24 protein-coding genes, 2 tRNA genes and 1 other RNA gene are annotated in these 21,392 nt (G+C 68.7%); 19 read left to right on the top strand and 8 right to left on the bottom strand.

What is annotated here, in order from left to right; genetic code table 11:
* Positions 1-110: 110 nt before the first annotated feature.
* From AB7878_RS01480 to AB7878_RS01470, 3 genes are all read left to right on the top strand, one after another.
* Entirely contained in the window at positions 111-920 is an 810-nt protein-coding gene (locus tag AB7878_RS01480) for a ferritin-like domain-containing protein (protein ID WP_369492652.1), read from the top strand.
* A gap of 188 nt (positions 921-1,108) precedes the next feature.
* Complete coding sequence (locus tag AB7878_RS01475; RefSeq protein ID WP_369492651.1) at positions 1,109-1,504, top strand: carboxypeptidase-like regulatory domain-containing protein; 396 nt, start codon at positions 1,109-1,111, stop codon at positions 1,502-1,504.
* Positions 1,505-1,945: 441 nt separating this feature from the next.
* On the top strand, positions 1,946-2,437 hold the full coding sequence (locus AB7878_RS01470) for a hypothetical protein (RefSeq protein WP_369492650.1): 492 nt from the start codon (positions 1,946-1,948) through the stop codon (positions 2,435-2,437).
* Between the two features lie 110 nt (positions 2,438-2,547).
* Here the strand turns inward: AB7878_RS01470 and AB7878_RS01465 are convergent.
* A tRNA-Pro gene (locus tag AB7878_RS01465) sits at positions 2,548-2,624 on the bottom strand.
* 158 nt (positions 2,625-2,782) lie between these two features.
* On the opposite strand from AB7878_RS01465, the gene hisS reads away from it, so the two are divergent.
* The 4 genes from hisS to AB7878_RS01445 all read left to right on the top strand — a co-directional run bounded on the left by hisS (position 2,783) and on the right by AB7878_RS01445 (position 6,988).
* Entirely contained in the window at positions 2,783-4,159 is a 1,377-nt protein-coding gene (hisS, locus tag AB7878_RS01460; protein WP_369492649.1) for a histidine--tRNA ligase, read from the top strand.
* Between the two features lie 151 nt (positions 4,160-4,310).
* Positions 4,311-4,607 (top strand): GIY-YIG nuclease family protein, encoded by a 297-nt coding sequence (locus AB7878_RS01455; RefSeq protein WP_369492648.1) that lies wholly within the window; start codon positions 4,311-4,313, stop codon positions 4,605-4,607.
* Positions 4,608-4,672: 65 nt separating this feature from the next.
* Entirely contained in the window at positions 4,673-6,574 is a 1,902-nt protein-coding gene (locus tag AB7878_RS01450; protein WP_369492647.1) for an HAL/PAL/TAL family ammonia-lyase, read from the top strand.
* Between the two features lie 15 nt (positions 6,575-6,589).
* Positions 6,590-6,988, top strand: coding sequence for a DUF6165 family protein (locus AB7878_RS01445; RefSeq protein ID WP_369492646.1), 399 nt, complete (start codon positions 6,590-6,592; stop codon positions 6,986-6,988).
* 63 nt (positions 6,989-7,051) lie between these two features.
* Here AB7878_RS01445 and AB7878_RS01440 read toward each other — a convergent pair whose 3' ends face one another.
* Positions 7,052-8,095 (bottom strand): glycosyltransferase family 9 protein, encoded by a 1,044-nt coding sequence (locus tag AB7878_RS01440; protein ID WP_369492645.1) that lies wholly within the window; start codon positions 8,093-8,095, stop codon positions 7,052-7,054.
* A gap of 39 nt (positions 8,096-8,134) precedes the next feature.
* Here AB7878_RS01440 and AB7878_RS01435 point away from each other — a divergent pair, with 39 nt between their 5' ends.
* The 9 genes from AB7878_RS01435 (at position 8,135) to AB7878_RS01395 (ending at position 13,563) form a co-directional block, all read left to right on the top strand.
* Positions 8,135-8,860, top strand: a complete 726-nt coding sequence (locus AB7878_RS01435) for a 3-deoxy-D-manno-octulosonic acid kinase (RefSeq protein WP_369492644.1) — start codon at positions 8,135-8,137, stop codon at positions 8,858-8,860.
* Positions 8,857-9,618 (top strand): MBL fold metallo-hydrolase, encoded by a 762-nt coding sequence (locus AB7878_RS01430; protein WP_369492643.1) that lies wholly within the window; start codon positions 8,857-8,859, stop codon positions 9,616-9,618. The genes AB7878_RS01435 and AB7878_RS01430 overlap by 4 nt, the downstream gene beginning before the upstream one ends.
* 75 nt (positions 9,619-9,693) lie before the next feature.
* Positions 9,694-9,786 (top strand) — tRNA-Ser (locus AB7878_RS01425).
* Between the two features lie 50 nt (positions 9,787-9,836).
* Positions 9,837-9,933: signal recognition particle sRNA small type (gene ffs, locus AB7878_RS01420), an RNA gene on the top strand.
* A 103-nt stretch (positions 9,934-10,036) separates the two neighbouring features.
* Positions 10,037-11,695 carry a DNA polymerase III subunit gamma/tau gene (dnaX, locus tag AB7878_RS01415; protein WP_369492642.1) on the top strand — a complete coding sequence of 553 codons (1,659 nt, stop codon included), beginning with the start codon at positions 10,037-10,039 and terminating at the stop codon, positions 11,693-11,695.
* 16 nt (positions 11,696-11,711) lie between these two features.
* A complete protein-coding gene (locus AB7878_RS01410) occupies positions 11,712-12,035 on the top strand; it encodes a YbaB/EbfC family nucleoid-associated protein (protein ID WP_369492641.1) in 324 nt (107 codons plus the stop codon).
* A 138-nt stretch (positions 12,036-12,173) separates the two neighbouring features.
* Positions 12,174-12,773 (top strand): recombination mediator RecR, encoded by a 600-nt coding sequence (recR, locus tag AB7878_RS01405; RefSeq protein ID WP_369492640.1) that lies wholly within the window; start codon positions 12,174-12,176, stop codon positions 12,771-12,773.
* Between the two features lie 11 nt (positions 12,774-12,784).
* Positions 12,785-13,201, top strand: coding sequence for a GNAT family N-acetyltransferase (locus AB7878_RS01400; RefSeq protein ID WP_369492639.1), 417 nt, complete (start codon positions 12,785-12,787; stop codon positions 13,199-13,201).
* Positions 13,202-13,218: 17 nt separating this feature from the next.
* Positions 13,219-13,563, top strand: coding sequence for a histidine triad nucleotide-binding protein (locus AB7878_RS01395; RefSeq protein WP_369492638.1), 345 nt, complete (start codon positions 13,219-13,221; stop codon positions 13,561-13,563).
* A gap of 61 nt (positions 13,564-13,624) precedes the next feature.
* Here AB7878_RS01395 and AB7878_RS01390 read toward each other — a convergent pair whose 3' ends face one another.
* From AB7878_RS01390 to AB7878_RS01365, 6 genes are all read right to left on the bottom strand, one after another.
* On the bottom strand, positions 13,625-14,227 hold the full coding sequence (locus AB7878_RS01390; protein ID WP_369492637.1) for a Slp family lipoprotein: 603 nt from the start codon (positions 14,225-14,227) through the stop codon (positions 13,625-13,627).
* 47 nt (positions 14,228-14,274) lie between these two features.
* Positions 14,275-16,230: a transglutaminase TgpA family protein gene (locus AB7878_RS01385; RefSeq protein ID WP_369492636.1), complete on the bottom strand. Its 1,956-nt coding sequence runs from the start codon at positions 16,228-16,230 to the stop codon at positions 14,275-14,277.
* The gene (locus AB7878_RS01380; RefSeq protein ID WP_369492635.1) at positions 16,227-17,186 is read right to left on the bottom strand and encodes a DUF58 domain-containing protein; all 960 of its coding nucleotides are present in this window, start codon (positions 17,184-17,186) and stop codon (positions 16,227-16,229) included. The genes AB7878_RS01385 and AB7878_RS01380 overlap by 4 nt, the downstream gene beginning before the upstream one ends.
* Positions 17,186-18,133, bottom strand: coding sequence for an AAA family ATPase (locus AB7878_RS01375; protein WP_369492634.1), 948 nt, complete (start codon positions 18,131-18,133; stop codon positions 17,186-17,188). Before AB7878_RS01375 ends, AB7878_RS01380 begins: the two co-directional genes overlap by 1 nt.
* Before the next feature lie 71 nt (positions 18,134-18,204).
* Complete coding sequence (locus AB7878_RS01370) at positions 18,205-18,792, bottom strand: Maf family protein (protein WP_369492633.1); 588 nt, start codon at positions 18,790-18,792, stop codon at positions 18,205-18,207.
* A complete protein-coding gene (locus tag AB7878_RS01365; RefSeq protein ID WP_369492632.1) occupies positions 18,789-19,238 on the bottom strand; it encodes a hypothetical protein in 450 nt (149 codons plus the stop codon). The genes AB7878_RS01370 and AB7878_RS01365 overlap by 4 nt, the downstream gene beginning before the upstream one ends.
* A 135-nt stretch (positions 19,239-19,373) precedes the next feature.
* Here AB7878_RS01365 and AB7878_RS01360 point away from each other — a divergent pair, with 135 nt between their 5' ends.
* The 3 genes from AB7878_RS01360 (at position 19,374) to AB7878_RS01350 (ending at position 21,279) form a co-directional block, all read left to right on the top strand.
* On the top strand, positions 19,374-19,913 hold the full coding sequence (locus AB7878_RS01360) for a YceD family protein (protein ID WP_439653758.1): 540 nt from the start codon (positions 19,374-19,376) through the stop codon (positions 19,911-19,913).
* Positions 19,914-19,959: 46 nt separating this feature from the next.
* Positions 19,960-20,154 carry a 50S ribosomal protein L32 gene (gene rpmF / locus AB7878_RS01355; protein ID WP_369492631.1) on the top strand — a complete coding sequence of 65 codons (195 nt, stop codon included), beginning with the start codon at positions 19,960-19,962 and terminating at the stop codon, positions 20,152-20,154.
* Between the two features lie 150 nt (positions 20,155-20,304).
* Entirely contained in the window at positions 20,305-21,279 is a 975-nt protein-coding gene (locus tag AB7878_RS01350; RefSeq protein ID WP_369492630.1) for a beta-ketoacyl-ACP synthase III, read from the top strand.
* The last annotated feature ends 113 nt before the right edge of the window (positions 21,280-21,392 follow it).

Below are 21,392 nucleotides of genomic sequence, written 5' to 3'. Positions count from 1 at the left end.
TCTCGGGCAACATAACGCGCTGCCACGCAGTTGGAGAAAGTGGATGCTGGGCGAGAGCGACGATGACCTCTCCCGCTAGGGAGTGGGGCGCATGCGTCTTGATGGAGGATATGGTCGACCTCCACGCCGCCGCCAAGGCCTGCCTGGCCGCCACCGACCCAGCCGAGAAATTGCGCCTCACCCATGCCGTATGGGCGGCCGTGCAATCAGATCAGCTGCGCCCCGATCCTGCCACACCATTGCCCGAACCCATCGGTGCACCCGGTCGTCCCGCGAAGCCGCAACTGGTCAGTGCCCGTCAGGTGCCGCAGCGCGGCCTCGGCAGCGCCGAAGGCCGCGCCGCACTGGTGCATGCGGTGGCACATATCGAGTTCAACGCGATCAACCTCGCCTGGGACGCGGTGTACCGCTTCCGCGGCATGCCCGATGCCTATTACCGCGACTGGGTCAGCTGTGCGCATGACGAGGCGCGCCATTTCGCGCTGCTCACCGCGCGATTGGAAGAACTCGGCCACGCCTACGGCGACTTCGATGCCCACAATGGCCTGTGGGAAATGGCCGAGAAGACCGCGCACTCCGATACCGCGCGCATGGCCCTGGTGCCGCGCGTGCTGGAGGCGCGCGGCCTGGACGTGACGCCCGGCATGATCGAGCGCCTGCGCCATGCCGGCGACGAAGCCACCATCGCCGTGCTGGAAGTGATCCTGCGCGAGGAGGTCGCCCACGTCGCCGCCGGCACGCGCTGGTACCGCTGGTGCTGCGCGCGCGACGGCGTCGATCCGTTCGACACCTTCTTCGGCCTGTTGCGCGACTACCTCGGTGTGAGCCTGCGCGGCCCGTTCAACCGTCCCGCGCGGCTGGAGGCGGGCTTCGTCGAGGCCGAGCTGGACCGGCTGGTGGCGCTGGCGATGGCAGGCTGAGTGCGTCAGTCGAGCATCGCGCTCCGGGCTGACCTGCTCCACTTGCGAAGCATCGCCGCTTGTCGCTAGCTTGCAGAACCGCCCGGGGAAATCAGGGTGCCGGCATGGTCCGGCAAGGCGGGGACCGGGATGTCCTGTCCGTCGTTGCGGGCAGGGCTCTCACTCATTGGATGTCTAGGGAGAGGAACATGAGGAAGCTTGAGCATGCCAGGCGCCGCCTGCGCGTCATTCGGAATGTGCGCGTACTGTCCCGGCTGGCAATGGTCGCCGGCATGGTGACCATGAGCGGCATGCTGCCGCTGTCCGCCAGCGCGCAAAGCACGACGGCACACATCTTCGGGCAGGCGCCGGCCGGCGAAACCGTGCTCGCGCAAAGCAGCACCGGCTTGCATCGCCATGTCACCGTCGATGCCAAGGGGCGCTACAACTTGCGCAACCTGCCCATGTCGACCTACACGGTGTCGTTGCAGAAGGACGGCAAGATCGTCGATACCCGCGCCAACATTCCTGTGACGGTGGGGCGGGGAGCGGAGGTGGATTTCGCCTGCCCGGACGATCACTGTGCCGCGGCGTCGAACGGCTGAGCGAGGCTGTCGCATCGGCGATCCCGTGCTGCACAACCGGAACGACAACGGCCGCCTCGTGGGCGGCCGTTGTCGTTGAAGCATCGCCGGGGAGACTGCACGGCCGGTCTCGGTCCGATCCACGATGCGGAGCTGGGCGTCATGCGCATGCAAGGCAAGCAACCGCTGCCTTGTCTTGCCGAACCGTTTGATCGCGTGGCTGTCGCGGGACGAACCCATGGCCTCTTGGACACCGGACGCTCATCTTGCTGAATGGTCGCCGGCGCGCGGTTTGACAGAGGTGCTCCGGCTCACGAGGATGAGGACGCGTCGTGCAAACGACGCTTCCCCCGCGACGGCCCCGCTGCTTCATTCGCGCACCTTTCGGCGCTTCGGTCCGCTCCAATTCCGTTGACTGACACGCTTGCCGTCGCGCTCCGATCCCCTCGAGGAGAAGACGACATGAAACAGGCCATTCCTTTCATCCTGCCGGCCATGTTGATGGCTTTCGGAAGCGTGCAGGCGCAGACGGCTCCCGCGCAGCAGCCGGCGCAGCAGCCGGCGCAGTCTTCGCAACAGGCGCCGAAGCAGGCCCCGGCGCCGACGCCGGCTTCGGCCGAGCAGACGGCGAGTTGCGGAGGCGCGGTGAACAAGGCGCTCACGGCCATGGACAAGGGCGATTTCAACGGTGCGACGCAGTCGTTCGATCCCAACGGCAAGCCGACCAGCGACAAGTTGCAGCAAGCCTGGGGCGCGTTGACGCAGCAATACGGCAAGGCCAAGTCGATCGGCGGCGCGGACAAGGGCCAGATGGTGCAGGGCTATACCGTCGTGCTGGTCCCGATGCAGTTCGACAAGGGGAAGGTCGGCGCGGAAGCCGCCTGTGGCGTGAATGGGCAGCTGGTGATGCTGCGGTTCGGTCTCATGCCGAATGCGGCGGGCTCGAAGTCCTGAAAGTCTGCTCGCCCTGGGCCGGCTCGTGCGAGGCATAGCGGAAACAAGAAAGCCGCCCGAGAGGGCGGCTTTTCCGTTCCAGGGATCGATGGACCCTGGAGTTTGAATCTTGGTCGGGGAGACAGGATTTGAACCTGCGACTTCTACGTCCCGAACGTAGCGCTCTACCAGGCTGAGCTACACCCCGCGGGAGCCGCATATCCTAGCGACGGCCGGTGGCCTTGGCAACAGGTTTCCATGCCATCGTCATCGGGCCGCGGTTGGGGCGGGGCCATCTGTTAATCTTAGCGGCTGCAGTCGTCGCGCGGGATGCGCGGCGGCACTCTCTTGTCAGCAGAGGTTTCCATGGCGCTTACCCCGGCCCGCACCATGCCCGGCGTGCTCGAGCTGTTGCCGCTCGACCAGATCGCATTCCAGCGCATGCTCGACACGATCCGCCGCAACTACGAGCGCTTCGGTTTCCTGCCGGTGGAGACGCCGGTGATCGAGTACGCCGACGTGTTGCTGACCAAGACCGGCGGCGAGACCGAGCGGCAGGTGTATTTCGTGCAGTCGACCGGCGCGCTGGAGCAAGGCGAGAAGCCGGATCTGGCGTTGCGCTTCGACCTCACCGTGCCGCTGGCGCGCTACGTGGCCGAGCACGAGCGCGAGCTGAGCTTCCCGTTCCGCCGCTACCAGATGCAGAAGGTGTATCGCGGCGAGCGTGCCCAGCGCGGCCGCTTCCGCGAGTTCTACCAGTGCGACATCGACGTGATCGGCAAGGACAGCCTGTCGATCCGCTACGACGCCGAGTTGCCGGCGGTGATCTACAGCGTGTTCCGCGAGCTGGCGATCGGCCCGTTCACCATCCAGCTCAACCACCGCAAACTGATGCGCGGCTACTTCGAGAGCCTGGGCGTGGCCGATCCCGAGCAGCAGATGCTGGTGCTACGCGAGGTGGACAAGCTGGACAAGCGCGGCGCCGACCATGTGCGCGACACGCTCACCGGCGAAGGCTTTGGCCTGGCGCCGGAGGCGGTGGACAAGATCCTTGCCTTCGTGCAGGTGCGTTCCACTTCGCTGGCCGATGCCTTTGCCAAGCTCGACGCGCTGGGCGCCGGCCCCGAGGCGCTGGAACAGGGCCGGGCGGAGCTGAAGGAAGTGCTGGGCCTGATCCACGCGTTCGGCGTGCCGGAGACGCACTACGCGCTCAACCTCTCCATCGCGCGCGGCCTCGACTACTACACCGGCATCGTTTACGAGACCACGCTGAATGACCACCCGCAGATCGGTTCGATCTGCTCGGGCGGCCGCTACGAGAATCTCGCCGGCCAGTACACCAAGTCGCACCTGCCCGGCGTGGGCATCTCGATCGGCCTGTCGCGCCTGTACTGGCAACTGCGCGAAGCCGGCCTGGTGCACACCGCGCAAAGCACGGTGGACGTGCTGGTCACCCAGATGGACGAAGCACAGTTGCCGGCCTACCTCGCGCTGGCCGGTGAGCTGCGCGCCGCCGGCATCGCCACCGAGGTGGTGCTGGAAGGCGGCAAGCTCGGCAAGCAGTTCAAGTACGCCGACCGCGCCGGCATCCGCTTCGCCGTGGTGCTGGGCGAGGACGAGCTGGCCAAGGGCGTGGTCACGGTGAAGGACCTGCGCCGCGGCGACCAGTTCGAGGTGGCGCGCGCCGAGCTGGTCAAGACGCTGCGGGTGGAGCTGGAGCAGGCCGCCGCGATGGGTGGTTGAGGCGGCACTGGATTTGACAGGCCGCTTTGGCTTTTTGCCGTCATTCCCGCGAAAGCGGGAATCCATGTTGACCTTGGCTGCAAAGCAAAAATGGATTCCCGCTTTCGCGGGAGTGACGCTATCTGGAAGGATGGGATGCCAAGGAGGAGGGGTGACCAGCAAGCAGCCGGCCGTCTACATCATGGCCAGTGGCGAGCGTGGCACGCTGTATGTCGGTGTGACGGGCAACCTTAAGCTGCGTGCCTGGGAGCATCGCGAGGGGTTGGTCGAAGGTTTTACCAAGCGTTACGACGTGAAGTGCCTAGTCTGGTTCGAGTTGCACCCCGATTTTCCTTCAGCCATCGAGCGCGAGAAACAATTGAGGAAATGGAATAGGGCCTGGAAGCTGGAACTGGTCGAGACGGCCAACCCGGGATGGTGCGACCGTCGGGATGATTTGCAGGATTGAAAGATGGATTCCCGCATTCGCGGGAATGACGACATCGTTGGGCGTGTACGCCTGCTGGAGCATTTGTGAGCGAAACCATTCTTCTCGACGGCAGCAGCCTCACCCGGGCGCAGCTGGTGGCGGTGGCCCGCGATGGCGCGAACGTGGCGCTGGATGCGCAGCAGTTGCAGCGCGTGCAGCGCGCGGCCGATTTCCTCGCCGAAAAGGTCAGCTGCGGCGAGCCGACCTACGGCGTCACCACCGGCTTCGGCAGCAATGCCGACAAGCTGCTGGGTGCGCATCGCGTGCGTGACGAACTGCCGGGCAGCCGCGCGCAGGTGCCGGAAGGCATGCTGATGGAAGAGTTGCAGCACAACCTGATCACGACCCACGCCGTGTGCGTGGGCAAGCCGTTCGGCGCCGACGTGGTGCGCGCGATGCTGGTGATCCGCATCAACACCTTGATGCGCGGGCACTCGGGTATCCGCGTGCAGACGTTGGAAGCGCTCACCGCAATGCTCAATGCCGGCGTGGTGCCGGTGGTGCCGGAGAAGGGCTCGGTAGGCGCCAGCGGCGACCTCGCGCCGCTTTCGCACCTGGCCATCGTGCTGCTGGGCGGTGGCGAGGCGTTCCTTGGTGGCGAGCGCCTGCCCGGCGACGAGGCGCTCAAGCGCGCCGGCCTCACGCCGGTGCGGCTGTCGTTCAAGGAAGGCCTCGCACTCAACAACGGCACCGCGCAGATGCTGGCCACCGGCACGTTGGCCTTGCACGACCTGGAACGCCTGCTCGACGCCGCCGATCTTGCAGCGGCGATGACGCTGGATGCCTTCGCGGGCCGCAGCGGCGCCTTGCGACCGGAAGTCCACGCCCTGCGTCCGCATCCCGGCCAGACGGCGGTGGCCGCGCATGTACGCGAGTTGTTGCAGGGTTCCACCCTGGTCGATATCCCCTATCACCTGGTGCCGCACTTCCGGCCGTGGGCGGCCGAGGCGTGGAGCGAAGCCGACGACCAGGCGCTCAGCTTCGACATCGGCTGGAACTGGGTGCCGGCCAACCAGCGCCACGGCCGCGAGGCGTTCTATGCGCGCTTCCTGCCGTTCAAGGGTGGCAAGAAGCACCAGCCGCAGGACGCCTACAGCCTGCGCTGCATGCCACAGGTGCACGGCGCGGTGCGCGATGCCTGGGCACAGGCCTGCCGCGTGTTCGACATCGAGTTGAACGCGGTCACCGACAACCCGCTGATCTTCCCCGATGCGGAAGGCGCACAGTTCATCGAGGAGCAGGTGATCTCCGCCGGCCACTTCCACGGCATGCCGCTGGCGCTGGCGATGAGTTACGTGAAGGCGGCGATCCCGGTGCTGGCCTCGATCAGCGAGCGGCGCTTGAACAAGCTGGTCGACCCGGCGACGAATGACGGCTTGCCGGCGTTCCTGACCGGCAACGAGGACGGCACCGATTCCGGCTTCATGATCGTGCAGTACACCGCGGCGGCGCTGGTCAACGATCTCGCCACCCGCGCGCATCCGGCCAGCGTGTATTCGGTGCCGACCAGCGCGAACGCCGAGGACCACGTCTCGATGGGTGCCAACGAGGCGCGCCATGTGATGGAAATGATGGAAGACCTCGGCCACGTGATTGCGCTGGAGCTGTACACCGCGGCGCAGGCGCTGGACTACCGCCAGGAGATGCTCAACGCCGCGCGCCGCCTCGCCCAGCGTGGTGGCTGGCAGGCGCTGGCGGCGAAGGTGGCCAACGCGCCGCACGAGGGCCAGCCGCACCACGAACAGTTCGTCGCCGAGGTGCGCCAGCTGGCCGAGGCGCTGTCGGGCACCAGCGATTTCCACGCCGGTGCCGACGTGCGCAAGGCCCACCTCACGCTGCGCCGGCACATCGATTTCCTGCACCGCGACCGCGCGCTGGACGGCGACGTGCGTACCGTCTGCGAACTGCTGCGGCAGGGCGCCTTCCATCCCGCGCATGCGGCCTGAACCTTGGAGTTGTCCATGAGCCTGATCCAGACCCCGGTGTCCTACGGCGAGCTGATCGACAAGATCACCATCCTCGAAATCAAGTCGCGGCGCATCGTCGATCCGGCGAAATTGGCCAACGTGCGCACCGAGCTGGAAATGCTCAACGCGACCTGGGCCGCGCACCCCGCTTCGCACACCGACATCCGCGACGAGCGTGCACGCCTGCTCGCGGTGAACGAGGCGCTGTGGGAGATCGAGGACGAGATCCGTCTCAAGGAAAAGGCGCAGGCTTTCGACGCCGGCTTCATCGAACTGGCACGCTCGGTGTATTTCAGGAACGACGAGCGTGCCGCGGTGAAGCGCGAGATCAACCTCAAGCTGGGCTCGCAATTGGTCGAGGAAAAGTCCTACCAGGATTACCGCGCGAAATGATCGGTAGCGCGCCGTAGGAGCGGCTTCAGCCGCGATTCCGAACAGTCGCGGCTGAAGCCGCTCCTACGGGAACCCGATTTCGTGTGCGGCAGCCTCGAAACGCTCGACCACGTCGTCGACGCCGATCAAATCCATCACGCCCGGCTTCTCGATCTTCGTGCCCCAGGCCAGTTCGTCCGCTGGTTTGCCGAAGTACTTGTGTGCGGCCGCGTCGTACTTATCCACGCACCAGCGACGGTCGGAGTAGGGGCCGGAGCGGTTCGGATTGCTCGCTGCATGCAGACCCAGCACCTTCGTGCCCACCGCATTCGCCATGTGCATGGGGCCGGAATCCGGCGTCAGCAGCAGGTGTGCGCGTGACAGCAGGGCCAGCAACTTCTTCAGCGTGTCCTTGCCGGTGAGGTCGAGTGGCGCGTGCTTGCAGTGCGCAAGCACCGCGTCCGCCATCGCGCGCTCATCCGGAGAAGGACCGCCCACCAGCGCCACCCGCCAGCCGCGCGCGGCGGCGTGGTTCATCACCGCCGCGTAGCGCTCCGGCCGCCAGTTGCGCAGCGCATGGCTGGACGTGGGGCTCACCAGCAGGGTGGGCGTGTCGCCCGGCAACTGCTCCGCGGCCCAGGCCTGCGCCTCGTCGGGAATGGGGATATCCCAGCGCACCTCGGTCTGCTTCAGTCCCAGCGGCTCGCAGAAGCTGCCGATCGCGACCAGCACGTGCTCACCCGTGCGCGCGGGAATGCGTTCGTTGACGACGAGGCCGTGCAGGTCTTTCGCCCGTGCCGCGTCGTAGCCGATGCGCCGATCCGCCTTGATGCCCAGGCTCAGCAGGTTGGAGCGCAACGCCACCTGCATCTGCAGCAGCGCCTCGAAGCCCTGGCCGCGCAGCGCCGTCCAGACTTCGCGCATGCCGGTCCAGCCCGCCGCCTTGTCGAAGGTGACGAAGTCCACGCCCGGCAGGTCGCCCACCAGCCTGCGTTCGAGCTTGCCCACGATCCAGGTCAGCCGCGCCTGCGGCCATGCCGCCTGCAGCGTGCGCACCAGCGGCACCACGTGGGTGACGTCGCCGATGGCGGAGGTGCGCAGCAGGCAGATGGAATCGGGAGGGGACATGTAGAATCGCCGGAAGCTGACCGAGGCGCACCCGCACCGATGCAAGAGCAACTGCGCGAAGACGCCGAAGGCGCGATTCTGTTCGACGCCGAGGCCTCGCCACAAGTCGACGCCGACTGGTTCGTGCCGGAACACTGGCGCGAGCAGGGCGCATTGCGCTCGCAGGCGGGCGGGCGCGGCGGCGTCTCCGTGATTGCCACGCCGGCCGGCGAATGCGTGCTGCGGCATTACCGCCGCGGCGGCATGGTGGCTGCGCTGATGGGCGACCGCTACCTGTGGCGTGGCGCGGACGTCACGCGCTGCTTCGCCGAATTCCGCCTGCTGGCCGAGATCGCGCGACTGGGCCTGCCCGGTCCGGCGCCGGTGGCTGCGCGTTACCGCCGGCATGGCTTGTTCTATCGCGCCGACCTGGTCACCCGGCGCATCGCGGACGCACGGACGCTGGCCGAATGCCTCGCTGCCGGCAAGCTGGATGCGGAACTGGCGCGTGAGACCGGCGCGCTGGTGGCGCGTTTCCATCGCGCCGGCATCTGGCATGCCGACCTCAATGCGCACAACGTGCTGGTGACGTCTTCGGCGCTGCATCTGATCGATTTCGATCGCGGTCGCCTGCGCGTACCGGCCGAGAACTGGCGACTGGCCAATCTCGAACGACTGCATCGCTCACTGCTCAAGCTGGGCGCTGCAGCCCAGGGCGAGGAAGCGTTTCGCAACACCGTCTGGACACCTCTCCTCGACGCCTACGAGGCTACCTTCGGCGCATGAACTGGCACCTGCATTTCCTCGGCACCGGCGCGGCGCATGCAGCCGGCGAACTGGGCTCCTCGGCCGCGGTGCTGGAGCGTGCCGGCGTGCCGGTGCTGCTGATCGATTGCGGCCCGGACACGCTCAGCCGCTACCTCGACGCCTATGGCGCGCTGCCACCCGCGCTCTACGTCACCCACACCCACATGGACCATGTGGCGGGGCTGGAAGGCCTGTTCTTCAAGCTGTGGTTCGACGAACACCTGCGCGGCACCACGCGGCTGTTCGCGCATGCCGCGCTGATTCCCTGGCTGCAGACGCGCGTGGCCGATTACCCCGGCGCGCTGGCCGAGGGCGGAGTGAACTTCTGGGAGGCGTTCCGGCTGGTGCCGTGCACGCGCGGCTTCTGGCTGGACGGCCTGTGGTTCGACGTGTTCGCCACCCGCCATCATCGCCCGAACACCTCGTTCGGCCTCGCGCTGCCCGGCAGCTTCGTCTACACCGGCGACACCCGGCCGATCCCCGAGGCGCTGGCCCGGCATGCCGGCGGCGGCGAACTGGTGGCCCACGACTGTGGCCTGGTCGGCAACCCTTCGCACACCGGCATCGACGACATCGAGCGCGAATACGACGCGGCGCTGCGCAAGCACCTGTTGCTGTACCACTACGGCAGCGCCGACGACGGCGCCGCGTTGGCGGCACGCGGTTATCGGGTCGCCGCGAGCGGGCAGCTCGTCGCGCTTGGCGCGCCGCTGCCGCCCCATGCCGACGCCGGTTGAGCCTTGTCAGTAACGTTGCCGACCGGTATCCTTTCGCGTCTTCACCCGGGCGAATCGATGCCGGTGGAAGCGTGTGGAGAGGTGTCCGAGTGGTTGAAGGAGCACGCCTGGAAAGTGTGTATACGGCTTATCCCCGTATCGCGGGTTCGAATCCCGCCCTCTCCGCCAGTTACTTGAAGTGAGCCACGGCGACAAACCGTGCGACGTTATGGTGGCCCCGTCGGTCCCCCCGCGACGATAGTCCGCAAACCCCGCCAGGTCCGGAAGGAAGCAACGGTAGTGGATGATTCGGGTGCCGGGGTGTGGCTGGCGGGGCCGCCGCCATTTCGGGCGGATCATGCCGGTCGCGGCTGAAGCCGCTCCTACCGAAACCGGCTTCGCCTTGGCACAATCGGGGTTCGCCCCAAGGTAGTCAGGCATGTCCTATCAGGTTCTCGCCCGCAAATGGCGCCCGCGCAAGTTCGCCGAACTGGTGGGGCAGGAGCACGTGGTGCGCGCGCTCACCAACGCGCTGGACACCGGGCGCATGCACCACGCCTACCTGTTCACCGGCACGCGCGGTGTGGGCAAGACCACCATCGCGCGCATCTTCGCCAAGTCGCTGAACTGCGAACGCGGCGAGTCGGCCGACCCCTGCGGCGAGTGCGCGGTCTGCACGGCGGTGGACGAAGGCCGCTTCGTGGATCTGCTGGAGATCGACGCGGCCAGCAACACCGGCGTGGACGACGTGCGCGAGGTGATCGAGAACGCGCAGTACGCACCGTCGCGCGGCCGCTTCAAGGTGTACCTCGTGGACGAGGTGCACATGCTCTCCAAGCCCGCCTTCAACGCGCTGTTGAAGACGCTGGAGGAGCCGCCGCCGCACGTGAAGTTCCTGCTCGCCACCACCGACCCGCAGAAGCTGCCGGTGACGGTGCTGTCGCGCTGCCTGAAGTTCAACCTCAAGCGCCTGCTGCCCGAGCAGATCGCCGGCCAGATGCGGCACATCCTCGGCGCCGAGAACATCGCCTACGAGGACGCCGCGATCGAGGAACTGGCGCGTGGCGCCGACGGTTCGCTGCGCGACGGCCTGTCGCTGCTCGACCAGGCGATCGCCTACGGCGGCGGCGCGCTCAAGGCCGACGACGTGCGCACCATGCTGGGCAGCGTGGCGCGCGGCCAGGTACTGGGCGTGCTGGATGCGTTGGCTGACGGCGACGGCACGCGCCTGCTCGCCGAGTGCGCGCAGATCGCCTCGTACTCGCCGGATTTCGGCGGCGTGCTGGACGACCTCGCCGGCGTGCTGCACCGGCTGCAGCTGATCCAGCTGATCCCCGGTTACCGGCTCGACGAGGGAGGCGCCGATGGCGAGGCGCTGCACGCGCTGGCCGCGCGCATCGCACCGGAGGACGTGCAGCTCTACTACCAGATCGCGATCGGCGGCCGCCGCGACCTCGCGCTGGCGCCCGATGCGCGCACCGGCTTTGAGATGGCGCTGCTGCGCATGCTGGCGTTCCGCCCCGGTGACGAGGCTTCGCGTCCGGCGGCGGAGCGTGCGGCGCCGGCCCCGCGGCCCGCGGCGACGCCCGCGCGCAGTACCGCACCGGTCGCGCCGCCGGCTCCGGCATATCGGGCCACGCCGCCGGCTCCTGCCGCGGCGCCGGCCGTGCGCGAATCCGCTCCGGTTGCGCCGGTGCGCGACAGCGGTGGCCTGCCGCACTGGGAAAGCCTGATCGAACAAGCCGGCCTGCGCGGCCCGTTCAGCGTGCTGGCGCAGAACGCGGTGCTGCGCGAACGCGACGGCAACACCCTGGTGCTGGCGCTGCAGCCGGCGCACATGGGCATGGCGGTGGAGCCGATGGTCAGCCAGATGGAGGAGCGCATCAGCCAGGCGCTGGGCGAGCGCATCAAGCTGCGCTTCGTCGACATCGACAAGACGGCGGCCGCCGCCACGCCGGCCGCGCGCGCCACGCAGGCGCGCAACACGGCGCAGGCGGCCGCCGAGCAGTCGATCGAGGACGATCCCTTCGTGCAATCCATGAAACGCGACTTCGGCGCCCGCGTGGTGCCGCAGTCGGTGAAACCCTTGGGCAATTGATGACGGAGTTAGCGGTATGAGAGGTCAGATCGGCCAGCTGATGCAGCAGGCCCAGCGCATGCAGGAAGACATGAAGCGTGCGCAGGAGGAGATCGCGAAGCTGGAAGTCACCGGCAGCGCCGGCGGCGGCCTGGTGAGCGTGACCATGAGCGGCGCGCACGAGGTGCGCAAGGTGAGCATCGACCGCCAGACCTTCGCCGACGATCCCGAGATGGCCGAGGACCTGGTCGCCGCCGCGATCAACGACGCGGTGAACAAGGTGGCCCAGGCCAGCCGCGACAAGATGGGTGGTGTCACCGCTGGCATGAGCTTGCCGCCGGGCTTCAAGATGCCGTTCTGAAGGGCTGGCTCAGCCAGCCCCATTTTTGATAGGCGTCATTCCCGCGAAAGCGGGAATCCATCGGGGCGATCTTGCGAGACGGAAAATGGATTCCCGCTTTCGCGGGAATGACGTCGAGGTGCTTTTCAGGGTTCGCCGATGTCCAGTTCCCCACTTCTTGCCAATCTGATCGAAGCGCTGCGCTGCCTGCCCGGCGTGGGCGGCAAGAGTGCGCAGCGGATGGCGTTCCATCTGCTGGAGCGGGACCGCGAGCGCGGGTTGAAGCTGGCCGATGCGTTGCGCGAGGCGATGCAGCGCATCGGGCATTGCGGGCGCTGCCGCAACTTCAGCGAGGAGCCGTTGTGCACGATCTGCGCGGGCAGCAGCCGCGACCGCCAGTTGCTGTGCGTGGTGGAGTCGCCGGTGGATTTGGCCGCGATCGAGCAGGCCACGGGCTATCGCGGCCAGTACTTCGTGCTGCATGGCCGGCTGTCGCCGCTGGACGGGCTGGGGCCGGAGGAACTGGGCCTGCCGCAGTTGGCGCAGCGGCTGGGCGAGGGCGAGGTGGAGGAACTCATCATCGCCACCAACCCCACCGTGGAAGGCGAAGCCACCGCGCACTACCTCGCGCAACTGGCCCGTGCCGGTGGCGTGCGGCCGACCCGGCTGGCGCATGGCGTGCCGCTGGGCGGCGAGCTGGAATTCGTGGACCGCGGCACGCTGGCGCACGCCTTCGGCGGCCGCCAATTGCTGGAGTGAGCGGGGTGCCGATGAGCGCGAACGACGTCCGCGAGCCCGAGCTCAGGCTGGAAATCCCCGCCATCGAGGAATACCGCGCGCTGCGCGTCGCGGCGGGACTGAGCGCCATGACCGCCGAGGGCGCGGCGACCGGCTTGCCGGCGAGCTGGTGCGCGGTGTGCATGCGCCATGACGGCGAACTGATCGGCATGGGCCGCATCGTCGGCGACGGTGGCCTGTTCGTGGTCGACATCGCGGTGGCGCCGGCCTGGCAGGGACGCGGCTGGGGCCGGCACATCATGGCCGCGCTGGTCGAGCAACTGCACGCACGGGCGCCGGCGCGGGCAATGGTCGGCCTGATCGCTGACGGCACCGCTTTCCGGCTCTACGAGCAGTTCGGCTTCAAGCGGGTGGCGCCGGCCGCGCACGGTATGCTGCTGCGTCTGTAACCGCGGAGAAGAACGACATGGGCGACACCATCTTCGGCAAGATCATCCGGCGCGAGATCCCGGCCGACATCGTCTGGGAGAACGACGAACTGCTGGCCTTCCGCGACGTGAACCCGCAGGCGCCGGTGCACGTGCTGTTCATCCCGAAGAAACCGGTCGCCACGCTGGACGACGCCACGCCGGAGGATGCGGCGCTGCTGGGTCGCCTGCTGCTGGCCGCCGCCGATTACGCGAAGCGCGAAGGTTTTGCCGCGCAGGGCTATCGCACCGTGATCAACTGCAACGAATACGGTGGCCAAACCGTGTTCCACCTGCACGTGCACCTGCTGGGCGGCCGGCACATGCATTGGCCACCGGGCTGAGCGATCTTTCATGGGCAGCAACGGAAACGCCGGCCAATGGCCGGCGTTTCCGTTGCTGCGGTCACTTGCCCGACGGGGGCGGCGGAGGCGGCGCAGGGCGCACCACGATCACGCGCGGGCGATTCCAGTAGTACGGATAACCGTAACCGTAGCCACCCCACGGACCCCAACCCGGGCCCCAGAACGGGTCGTAGAAGCCCGGCGGGTAGGGCGTGTTCACATACACCGGGCGCTTCGGCCACAGGTACACCACGTTCGCTTCCACGCGCGGATAGGGGTAGTCGTAGTCGCCCACCTTCTGCGTCACCGTGCCGTGGATGGTGCCGGTCACGGTCAGCTCGCGGCCGCGGCTGAACACTTCCGGATCGTAGAAACCGCTGTGGCAGGCCACGAAGCGGCCCTGGTCGCCGCCCGAACGGCCCAGCTCCGGCCGCGCCTGGCTGTCGAGCGGACGCGCCAGGATGTAGAAGCAGGTTTGCTGCGGGCCCGGCTCGGTCTTGATGATCTCGCCACCCCAGCGCACCTGGGTGCCCCCGGCGCCACCCTGCTGGGCGGCGGCGCTGGAGATGGCGGTGTAGTTGCCTTGCAGCGGTTGCGGAATGGTCGCGCAGCCGCCCAGCAGGGCAGCGGCCGCGACTAGCGCGAGGGGACGGTAGAGGGACATGGCGGTATCTCCATCATGGATGTTTGTGTGCACAACCCTATCAACGCTCATTTGACCATGCGGACGACAGGAAAATCCCGTACCGCGCGTTGCAGTGCGCGGAGGGATTCAGACGTCGGCTCGGGATGGGCATAGCGCAGTTCGAGATAACGGTGCATCAGTTCGGTCAGCCTGTCGTGTTGCGCCGGCAACATGCGGGCGGCGCGTTGCAGGTAGTCCCGCGGTCCTTCGCCAGCCTGCCGTGCCACGCCCTGCCGCGCCAGCTTGCGTTCCAGTTGGCGCAGCGCGATGCGCGCGGGGTCTTCCGGTTCGCGCCGCCGCCACACCCACGCCAAGCCGGCGGCCATCGCCAGCACGCAGGCCACGGCCAGCAGCAGCGCCAGCGTGGAGGGATCCGCGTCGCGGATGCCGAACGGCTTCAGCAGCCCGCGCTGGCGCAGTGCGTCGAAACCGTTAACGCCCAGGTTCCACCAGCGGTTGACGATGTCCCAGCGGTTGCGCATCGACTGCAGCCAGCCGCTCTGGTACCAAGGCAGCTGGCCTGGCACCGCGGCGGCGGCACCCTGGCTGATGCGCTGCGGGCGCACCGCGGCGGTGGGGTCGACCCGTACCCAGCCGCGACCGGCCAGCCAGACCTCGCTCCAGGCGTGCGCGTCGGAATTGCGCACCAGCAGGTAACCGCCCAGCGCGTTCCAGTAGCCGCCCTGGTAGCCGGTGACCACGCGGGCGGGAATGCCGGCGGCGCGCATCAGCACGGTGAACGCGGACGAGTAGTGCTCGCAGAAACCTTCGCGGGTGTCGAACAGGAAATCGTCCATCGCGTCGCGGCCCAGCGGCGCGGGCGCCAGCGTGTAGCGGAAGCCGCCGTCGCGGAACAGCGCCAGCGCGGCCTGCACGATGGCGGCATCGTCGCTGCCGTAACGCGCCCGCCATGAGCGACCCAGCGCCAGCGTGCGCGGGTCGAAGCCGGCGGGCAGTTGCAGCCAGCGGGCACGGTGGCGGCCGAGCTGCGGCTCCAGCCGGTAGCGGGTGGCGGATTCCAGCGTGTAGTCGCGCAAGCTGTCCACCGGCTTGTCGGCGATCACCTCGCGGTCGCGGCGCAGGCTGGCGCCGGGCGGCGCGGCCAGCGGCACGTCCAGCGTGGGCAGCACGCGTTGCCGGGTCGGTTCCAGGCTGACGTGGTAGCGGATGGTTTGCGCGGCCTCGACCGGTACCGGCGGCTGGTTGGCCGCGTCGCGGTAGGTCCAGCTGCTGCCGTCGTAATGGCCCATCACGTAGGCACGGAAATAGCGCAGGTCGGGCGGTGGCGGCGGGCCGTCGAAGCTCACCCGCAGCGCGGGGCTGTCGTCGACCAGCAACTGGGTGAAGCCGGCCGGCGTCATGCGGTCGCTGAGGCCGGTGCGTTGTTCGCCGGTGTTCGGGGCCCCCCACAACGGCGAGTTGAGCCGCGGCAACAGCAGGAAGGCGAGCAGGGCCAGCGGCAACGCGGCGGCCAGCAGGCCGAGGCCGGGCAGCAGTTCGCGCCACAGTGCCGGGGGCGCGCGCCGGCCCGGCTCCAGCGAACGCAGCGCGGCCAGCGGCGGCAGCAGGCCCAGCGCCACCGTGGTGGTGGCGGTGAGGCTCTGGTCGAACAGCAGCGCGGCCATCAGGGTGAAGCAGGCGAAGCTCATGCCCACGCGGGCGTCGCGCGCGGTCTCGGTTTCCAGCAGCTTCAGCACCAGCAGGCCCACCGCCAGCGCGGCGCCCGGCGCCTGGCCGAACAGGTTGCCGTACCAGCTCACGATGGACAGCAGCAGCGCGGCCAGCAGCGGCAACTTCAGCCAGGCCGGCGTGCGTGCACGCTGGCGGCGGCGCTGCCACCAGCGCAGGCCGAGGATGCTCGCCAGCGTGACGCCCAGCCACCACGGCAGGTGCGGTGCGTGCAGCGCCAGCACGGCGGCGAGGCCGAACGCGACCAGGTCGAAGCTGCGTGGGTCCAGCGGCGTGGCGGCTGACTTCGTCACGGCAACACCGCCAGCGCGCTCATGCAGCGCGCGTAGTGGGCCGGGCCGCTGCCGATGTCGATGCGCTCGTTCGGCAGCTGCAGGCTGTAGCGCCGGCCTTGCGCCTCCGCATCGCCCAGCCAGCGCGCCAGCCGGGCGATGCGTGCCTCGCGATCCAGCGTGCGCAGCGCATCCCACTCCAGGCGCCAGGTCTCGCGCGGCTCCGGGCGGTCGAAATCCTTGACCAGCAGGTCGTGGTGGCGGGCGCTGGCTTTCCATGCGATGTGCCGGGGCGCGTCGCCGCGGCGGTAGTCGCGCAGCGCGGCCAGTTCCTCGCCTGCCTGCGGACGCAGGCATTCGCGCGCGTCGCCCGGCAGCACCGGCGGTGGACCGGCGGCTTCCGGTCGCGGCCAGACCAGCACGGACTGCTGCGGATGCAGCCAGCTCCAGGCGCGGAACAGGCCCAGTGGCCAGGTGCTCCAGAGCTTGAACCGCGGCAGGGCCAGCCAGCCCCGCCGGGTGGTGGCCAGGCGCAGGCGCAGTTCCGTGGTGCCCTGCACGGCGAAGGCCAGCGACTCGCCGGCACAGTCGAGTCGTACTGACTCGCGCGGACGCTGCGCCGCGAAATCCAGCACCAGTTCCAGCGGCTCGCCGGCGACGGCATGGCCGGCGCGGATGCCGCGCAACGACAGGCCATCCAGCGTGCGGAACGCGAGCAGCATGCTCGCGGCGGTCGCCGCGCCCAGCATGCAGGTCAGCAGCAGCGCCGCGTTGTTGGCGTAGTTCAGTGCGCCGACCAGCATCACCAGCAGCAACACGCCGAAGCCGAGCCCGAACGCGGTGGGCACGATGTAGATGCGGCGCCGGCCCAGTTCGATCGGCAGCGGCTCGGGCTGGCGCAGGCGGGTGAGCGCGGGCAGGCGGCGTTCGGCCCGGACTCTGGCGCGTTGCGCGAGCCGGCGCAGGTTGGAGCGCATCAGTCCACCGCCACCTCGGCGAGCAGCTGGCGCGCCAGCGCCTCGCCGCCGATGCCGCGCGCGGTCACCAGCCGGTGCGCGGCCAGCGGCACGAACAGCACCTGCAGGTCTTCCGGCAGCACGTAGGTGCGGCCGTCCAGCAGCGCCCAGGCGCGGGCCGCGGCGAGCAGTGACAGGCCGGCGCGCGGCGACAGCCCGGTGCGGATCTCGGCATGGCGACGACTGGCGGCGAGCAGCGCCTGCAGGTAGTCGAGCAGGGCGGGGCTGGCGGTGATCGCCTGCGCCTGCCGACGCAGCGCGAGCAAGGCGGCGCCGTCCAGTTGCGGCATCAGCCGGGTCAGCAGGTCGCGGCGGTCGATGCCGGTGAGCAGTTCACGTTCGGCGGCGGGGTCGGGGTAGTCCAGCGACAGCCGCAGCATGAAGCGGTCGAGCTGGGAATCGGGCAGCGGGAAGGTGCCGGCGAGATCCAGCGGGTTCTGCGTGGCGACCACGAAGAACGGCTGCGGCAGCGCATGGGTCTGGCCGTCCACGGTGACCTGGCCCTCGGCCATCGCCTCCAGCAACGCGCTCTGCGTCTTCGGCGTGGCGCGGTTGATCTCGTCGGCCAGCAGCAGGCCGCCGAAGATCGGGCCGGGATGGAAGCGGAATTGCCCGGTCTCGCGTTCGTACACGCTGACGCCGAGGATGTCCGAAGGCAGCAGGTCGCTGGTGAACTGCACGCGCTGGAATTCCAGCGCGAAGCTGGCGGCGAGCGCATGCGCCAGCGTGGTCTTGCCCACGCCGGGCACGTCCTCCAGCAGCAAGTGGCCGCCGGCGACCAGGCAGGCCAGCGCCAGCTTCACCTGCCGTGCCTTGCCCAGCACCACGCGGTTGAGCTGCGCCTCGGCGGCGGCGAGACGCTGGCGCAGTTCGTCGGCGGGCGGGGGAACGGGCAGGGGCTGGCTCATCGGTCGGGCTCGCGGCGTGCGTGGGTGGGAAGCGGTTCGACGGGGTTGCGGCCAGCGTACCCCGGTTTGCTTCAGGGTACGGCGACACCCGTCGCGCGCAGCAGCCTGGCCAGCGCGATCAGCGGCAGACCGATCAGCGCGCTGGGGTCCTCGCTGTCGATGCGCTCGAGCAGGCTGATGCCCAGGCCTTCGCACTTGAAGCTGCCGGCGCAGTCCAGCGGCTGTTCGCGCGCCACGTAGCGTTCGATTTCCGTAGCGCTCAACGCGCGGAAGTGCGCGCGGGTGTGGTCGATATGCAGCTGGTGTTGGCCGCTGCGCGTGTCGAACAGGCACAGCGCGGTGTGGAAATGCACCACGCGACCGGAGCTGGCGGCGAGCTGGGCGCGGGCGTTCGCCACGCTGCCGGGCTTGTCCAGCACTTCGCCGTCCAGTTCGGCGACCTGGTCGGAGCCGATCACCAGCGTATCGCGCAGGCCGTCGGCAACCGCCGCAGCCTTGGCGAGGGCGAGCCGCGCCGCGCGGGCGTCCGGCGCTTCGCCGGGCAGGGTGGCCTCGTCGGTGCCGGGCGCGCGCTGCTCGAATGCCGGCAGCAGCCGGCGCAGCAGTTCGGCGCGGTAGCGCGAGGTGGAGGCCAGCACGATGCGGGGCGTGGAGTTCATTCCGCGTCGCGATGGATGTGTTCGCGCATCGCGCTGTCCAGGTCGCGCTGGGCGGCGTTCAGCGCCTGCAGCAGCGGTTGCAGGCGGTCGCGGCTGGCGCGCATCGCGGCGGCGGTCTCGTCCAGTTCATGCTGGTTGGCGCGGGCGGCGTGGTCGCGGATCCAGATGCGCTGGCGCAGCAGCGCCTGCAGCCCGGCGTCGACCGCCTGGCGGGCGCCCTGTTCGCTGGCGCCGGGCAGGTCGGGGTTGATCGCCATCACCGCGTGCGCCTGTGCCAGGCCGGCGCGGCAGCTTTTCAGGTCGGTTTCCAGCCGGTCGGCCAGGTCGAGCAATTGCTGCAGGTCCGCGGCGCGCCGGTTCTGCCAGCGGCGCGAGGACAGCGCCCAAGCCGCCGCGACGACCAGCACCAGCAGGGCGAACACGCCCAGCATCAGGGAAAGGTTCACGCGGCAACGCCCGGATGGAGTGGGCGTGCAGTCTGCCGCAAGCGGGGCGCATCAGGCAAAATGGGCGGAATGGATGACGCAAGCGCTTGATTGTCGGTTGACTTCGATCGTTCACGTGCTTACCATTCGCCGATTATGTCCGTGACACTGCCAGAGTCCGTGGACGCTTGGCGCATGGTCTCGGCGCGGCGTTCGTTCGAGGGATCGATGCCCGTGGCCGCGTTGGAGCGCCTGTGCGGCGCGCTGGCCGGCGACGAGGGCGAGGTGAGCTTCCGGCTGGATTTCGGTCGCGACGAGCAGTTGGGCACGGACTACGTGGATGTCCATGCGCAGGTGCCGCTGACGATGATCTGCCAGCGCACGCTGGAGCCGTTCGTGTTGCCGGTGACGGTGGACAGCCGGCTCGGGCTGATCCGGCGGGAGCGCGACGAGGCGGGTTTGCCGCCAGGTTGCGAGCCGCTGCTGGTGGCCGAAGACGGTCGCCTGCGTCCGGCGGACGTGATCGAGGACGAGCTGCTGCTGGCCTTGCCGCTGGTGCCGGTGAACCCGGACAGCAGCCTGCCCGATGCGGCCGTCGATCACGACGCGACCGGGCAGGACGATGCCGCGGGACAAGAGAACAACCCGTTCGCGGTGTTGCGCGAACTGAAGAAGCAAGCCGGTCGGGGTCCTTGACCTCGATCTTCCAGATACCGAAATCAGGTTCAGTTGGAGAACTACCATGGCCGTTGCCAAGAGCCGCCGTACCCCGTCCACCCGCGGCATGCGTCGCGCGCACGACAAGCTGAAGACCGTGCAGCTGTCCACCGACCCGACCAGCGGCGAGGTGCACCTGCGCCATCACGTCACCGCCGACGGCTACTACCGCGGCAAGAAGGTCGTCGAGACCAAGGGCGCGGTGTCGGTCGAGGATTGACCGACGCGGCGGATTCCCCTGCGGGATCCGCGTGACCGAATCATCCGAAACGGCGCGGCGACGCGCCGTTTCGCGTTATGGGCGTCCGGACGGTTGCGCATGCGCCGTCCAGGGCGTTCAATCCACGGTTTACGTTTGACGGAAAACGGAATGGCCCCGATCTACTCCCGCATCATCGCCACCGGCAGTGCCTTGCCCGAACGCGCCGTCAGCAATGTCGATCTGGAGAAGATCGTCGACACCAGCGACGAATGGATCCGCACCCGCACCGGCATCCGCCAGCGTCACATCGCCGCCGATGGCGAGACCACCGGCGATCTCGCCTTCCTCGCCGCGCAGCGCGCGCTGGAGGCGGCCGGCGTCAAGGCGTCGGAGCTGGACCTGATCGTGCTGGGCACCACCACGCCCGACATCATCTTCCCGTCCACCGCCTGCCTGGTGCAGCACCGGCTCGGTGCGAACGGCTGCGCGGCGTTCGACGTCAACGCCGCCTGCTCGGGCTTCATGTATGCGCTCGGCATCGCCGACAAGTTCATCAAGAGCGGCCAGTCGAAGAAGGTGCTGGTGATCGGCGCCGAGACGTTGACCCGCATGATCGACTGGAACGAGCGCGAGACCTGCGTGCTGTTCGGCGACGGCGCCGGCGCGGTGGTGCTGGAGGCCTCAACTGAGCCCGGCGTTTACGCCACCTGCATGCACGCCGATGGCGGCTACAAGGAGCTGCTGTGGAACCCGGTCGGCGTGTCCGTCGGCTTCAAGGACGAGCCCAACCACGGCGTGCGCATCAAGATGGCCGGCCGCGAGGTGTTCAAGGTGGCGGTGAAGACGCTGGACGCACTGGTCGAAGAAACGCTGCAGGCCGCCGGCATGCAGGCCTCGCAGATCGACTGGCTGATCCCGCACCAGGCCAACCTGCGCATCATCGAGGCCACCGCGAAGCGGCTGGACATGCCGATGGAGCGCGTCATCGTCACCGTCGACCAGCACGCCAACACCTCGTCCGGCTCGGTGCCGCTGGCGCTGGACTACGCGGTGCGCTCGGGCAAGGTGCAACGCGGCCAGAACCTGCTGCTGGAAGCCTTCGGCGGCGGCTTCACCTGGGCCTCGGCGCTGCTGCGGTACTGAGAGCCGGGAATCGGAAATCAGAGAATCGAAAGGCCGCGCCACACACATTCCCTCTCCCCGGCGCAGCGGGAGGAGAGGGTTGGGGTGATGGGAGGCTTCTGCCCGTTGCTTTC

Origin of the sequence: Rhodanobacter humi (assembly GCF_041107455.1) — a bacterium.
In the GTDB taxonomy this organism is placed as follows: Bacteria; Pseudomonadota; Gammaproteobacteria; order Xanthomonadales; family Rhodanobacteraceae; genus Rhodanobacter_A.
This window is presented reverse-complemented; position numbering and strand designations above follow the sequence as displayed.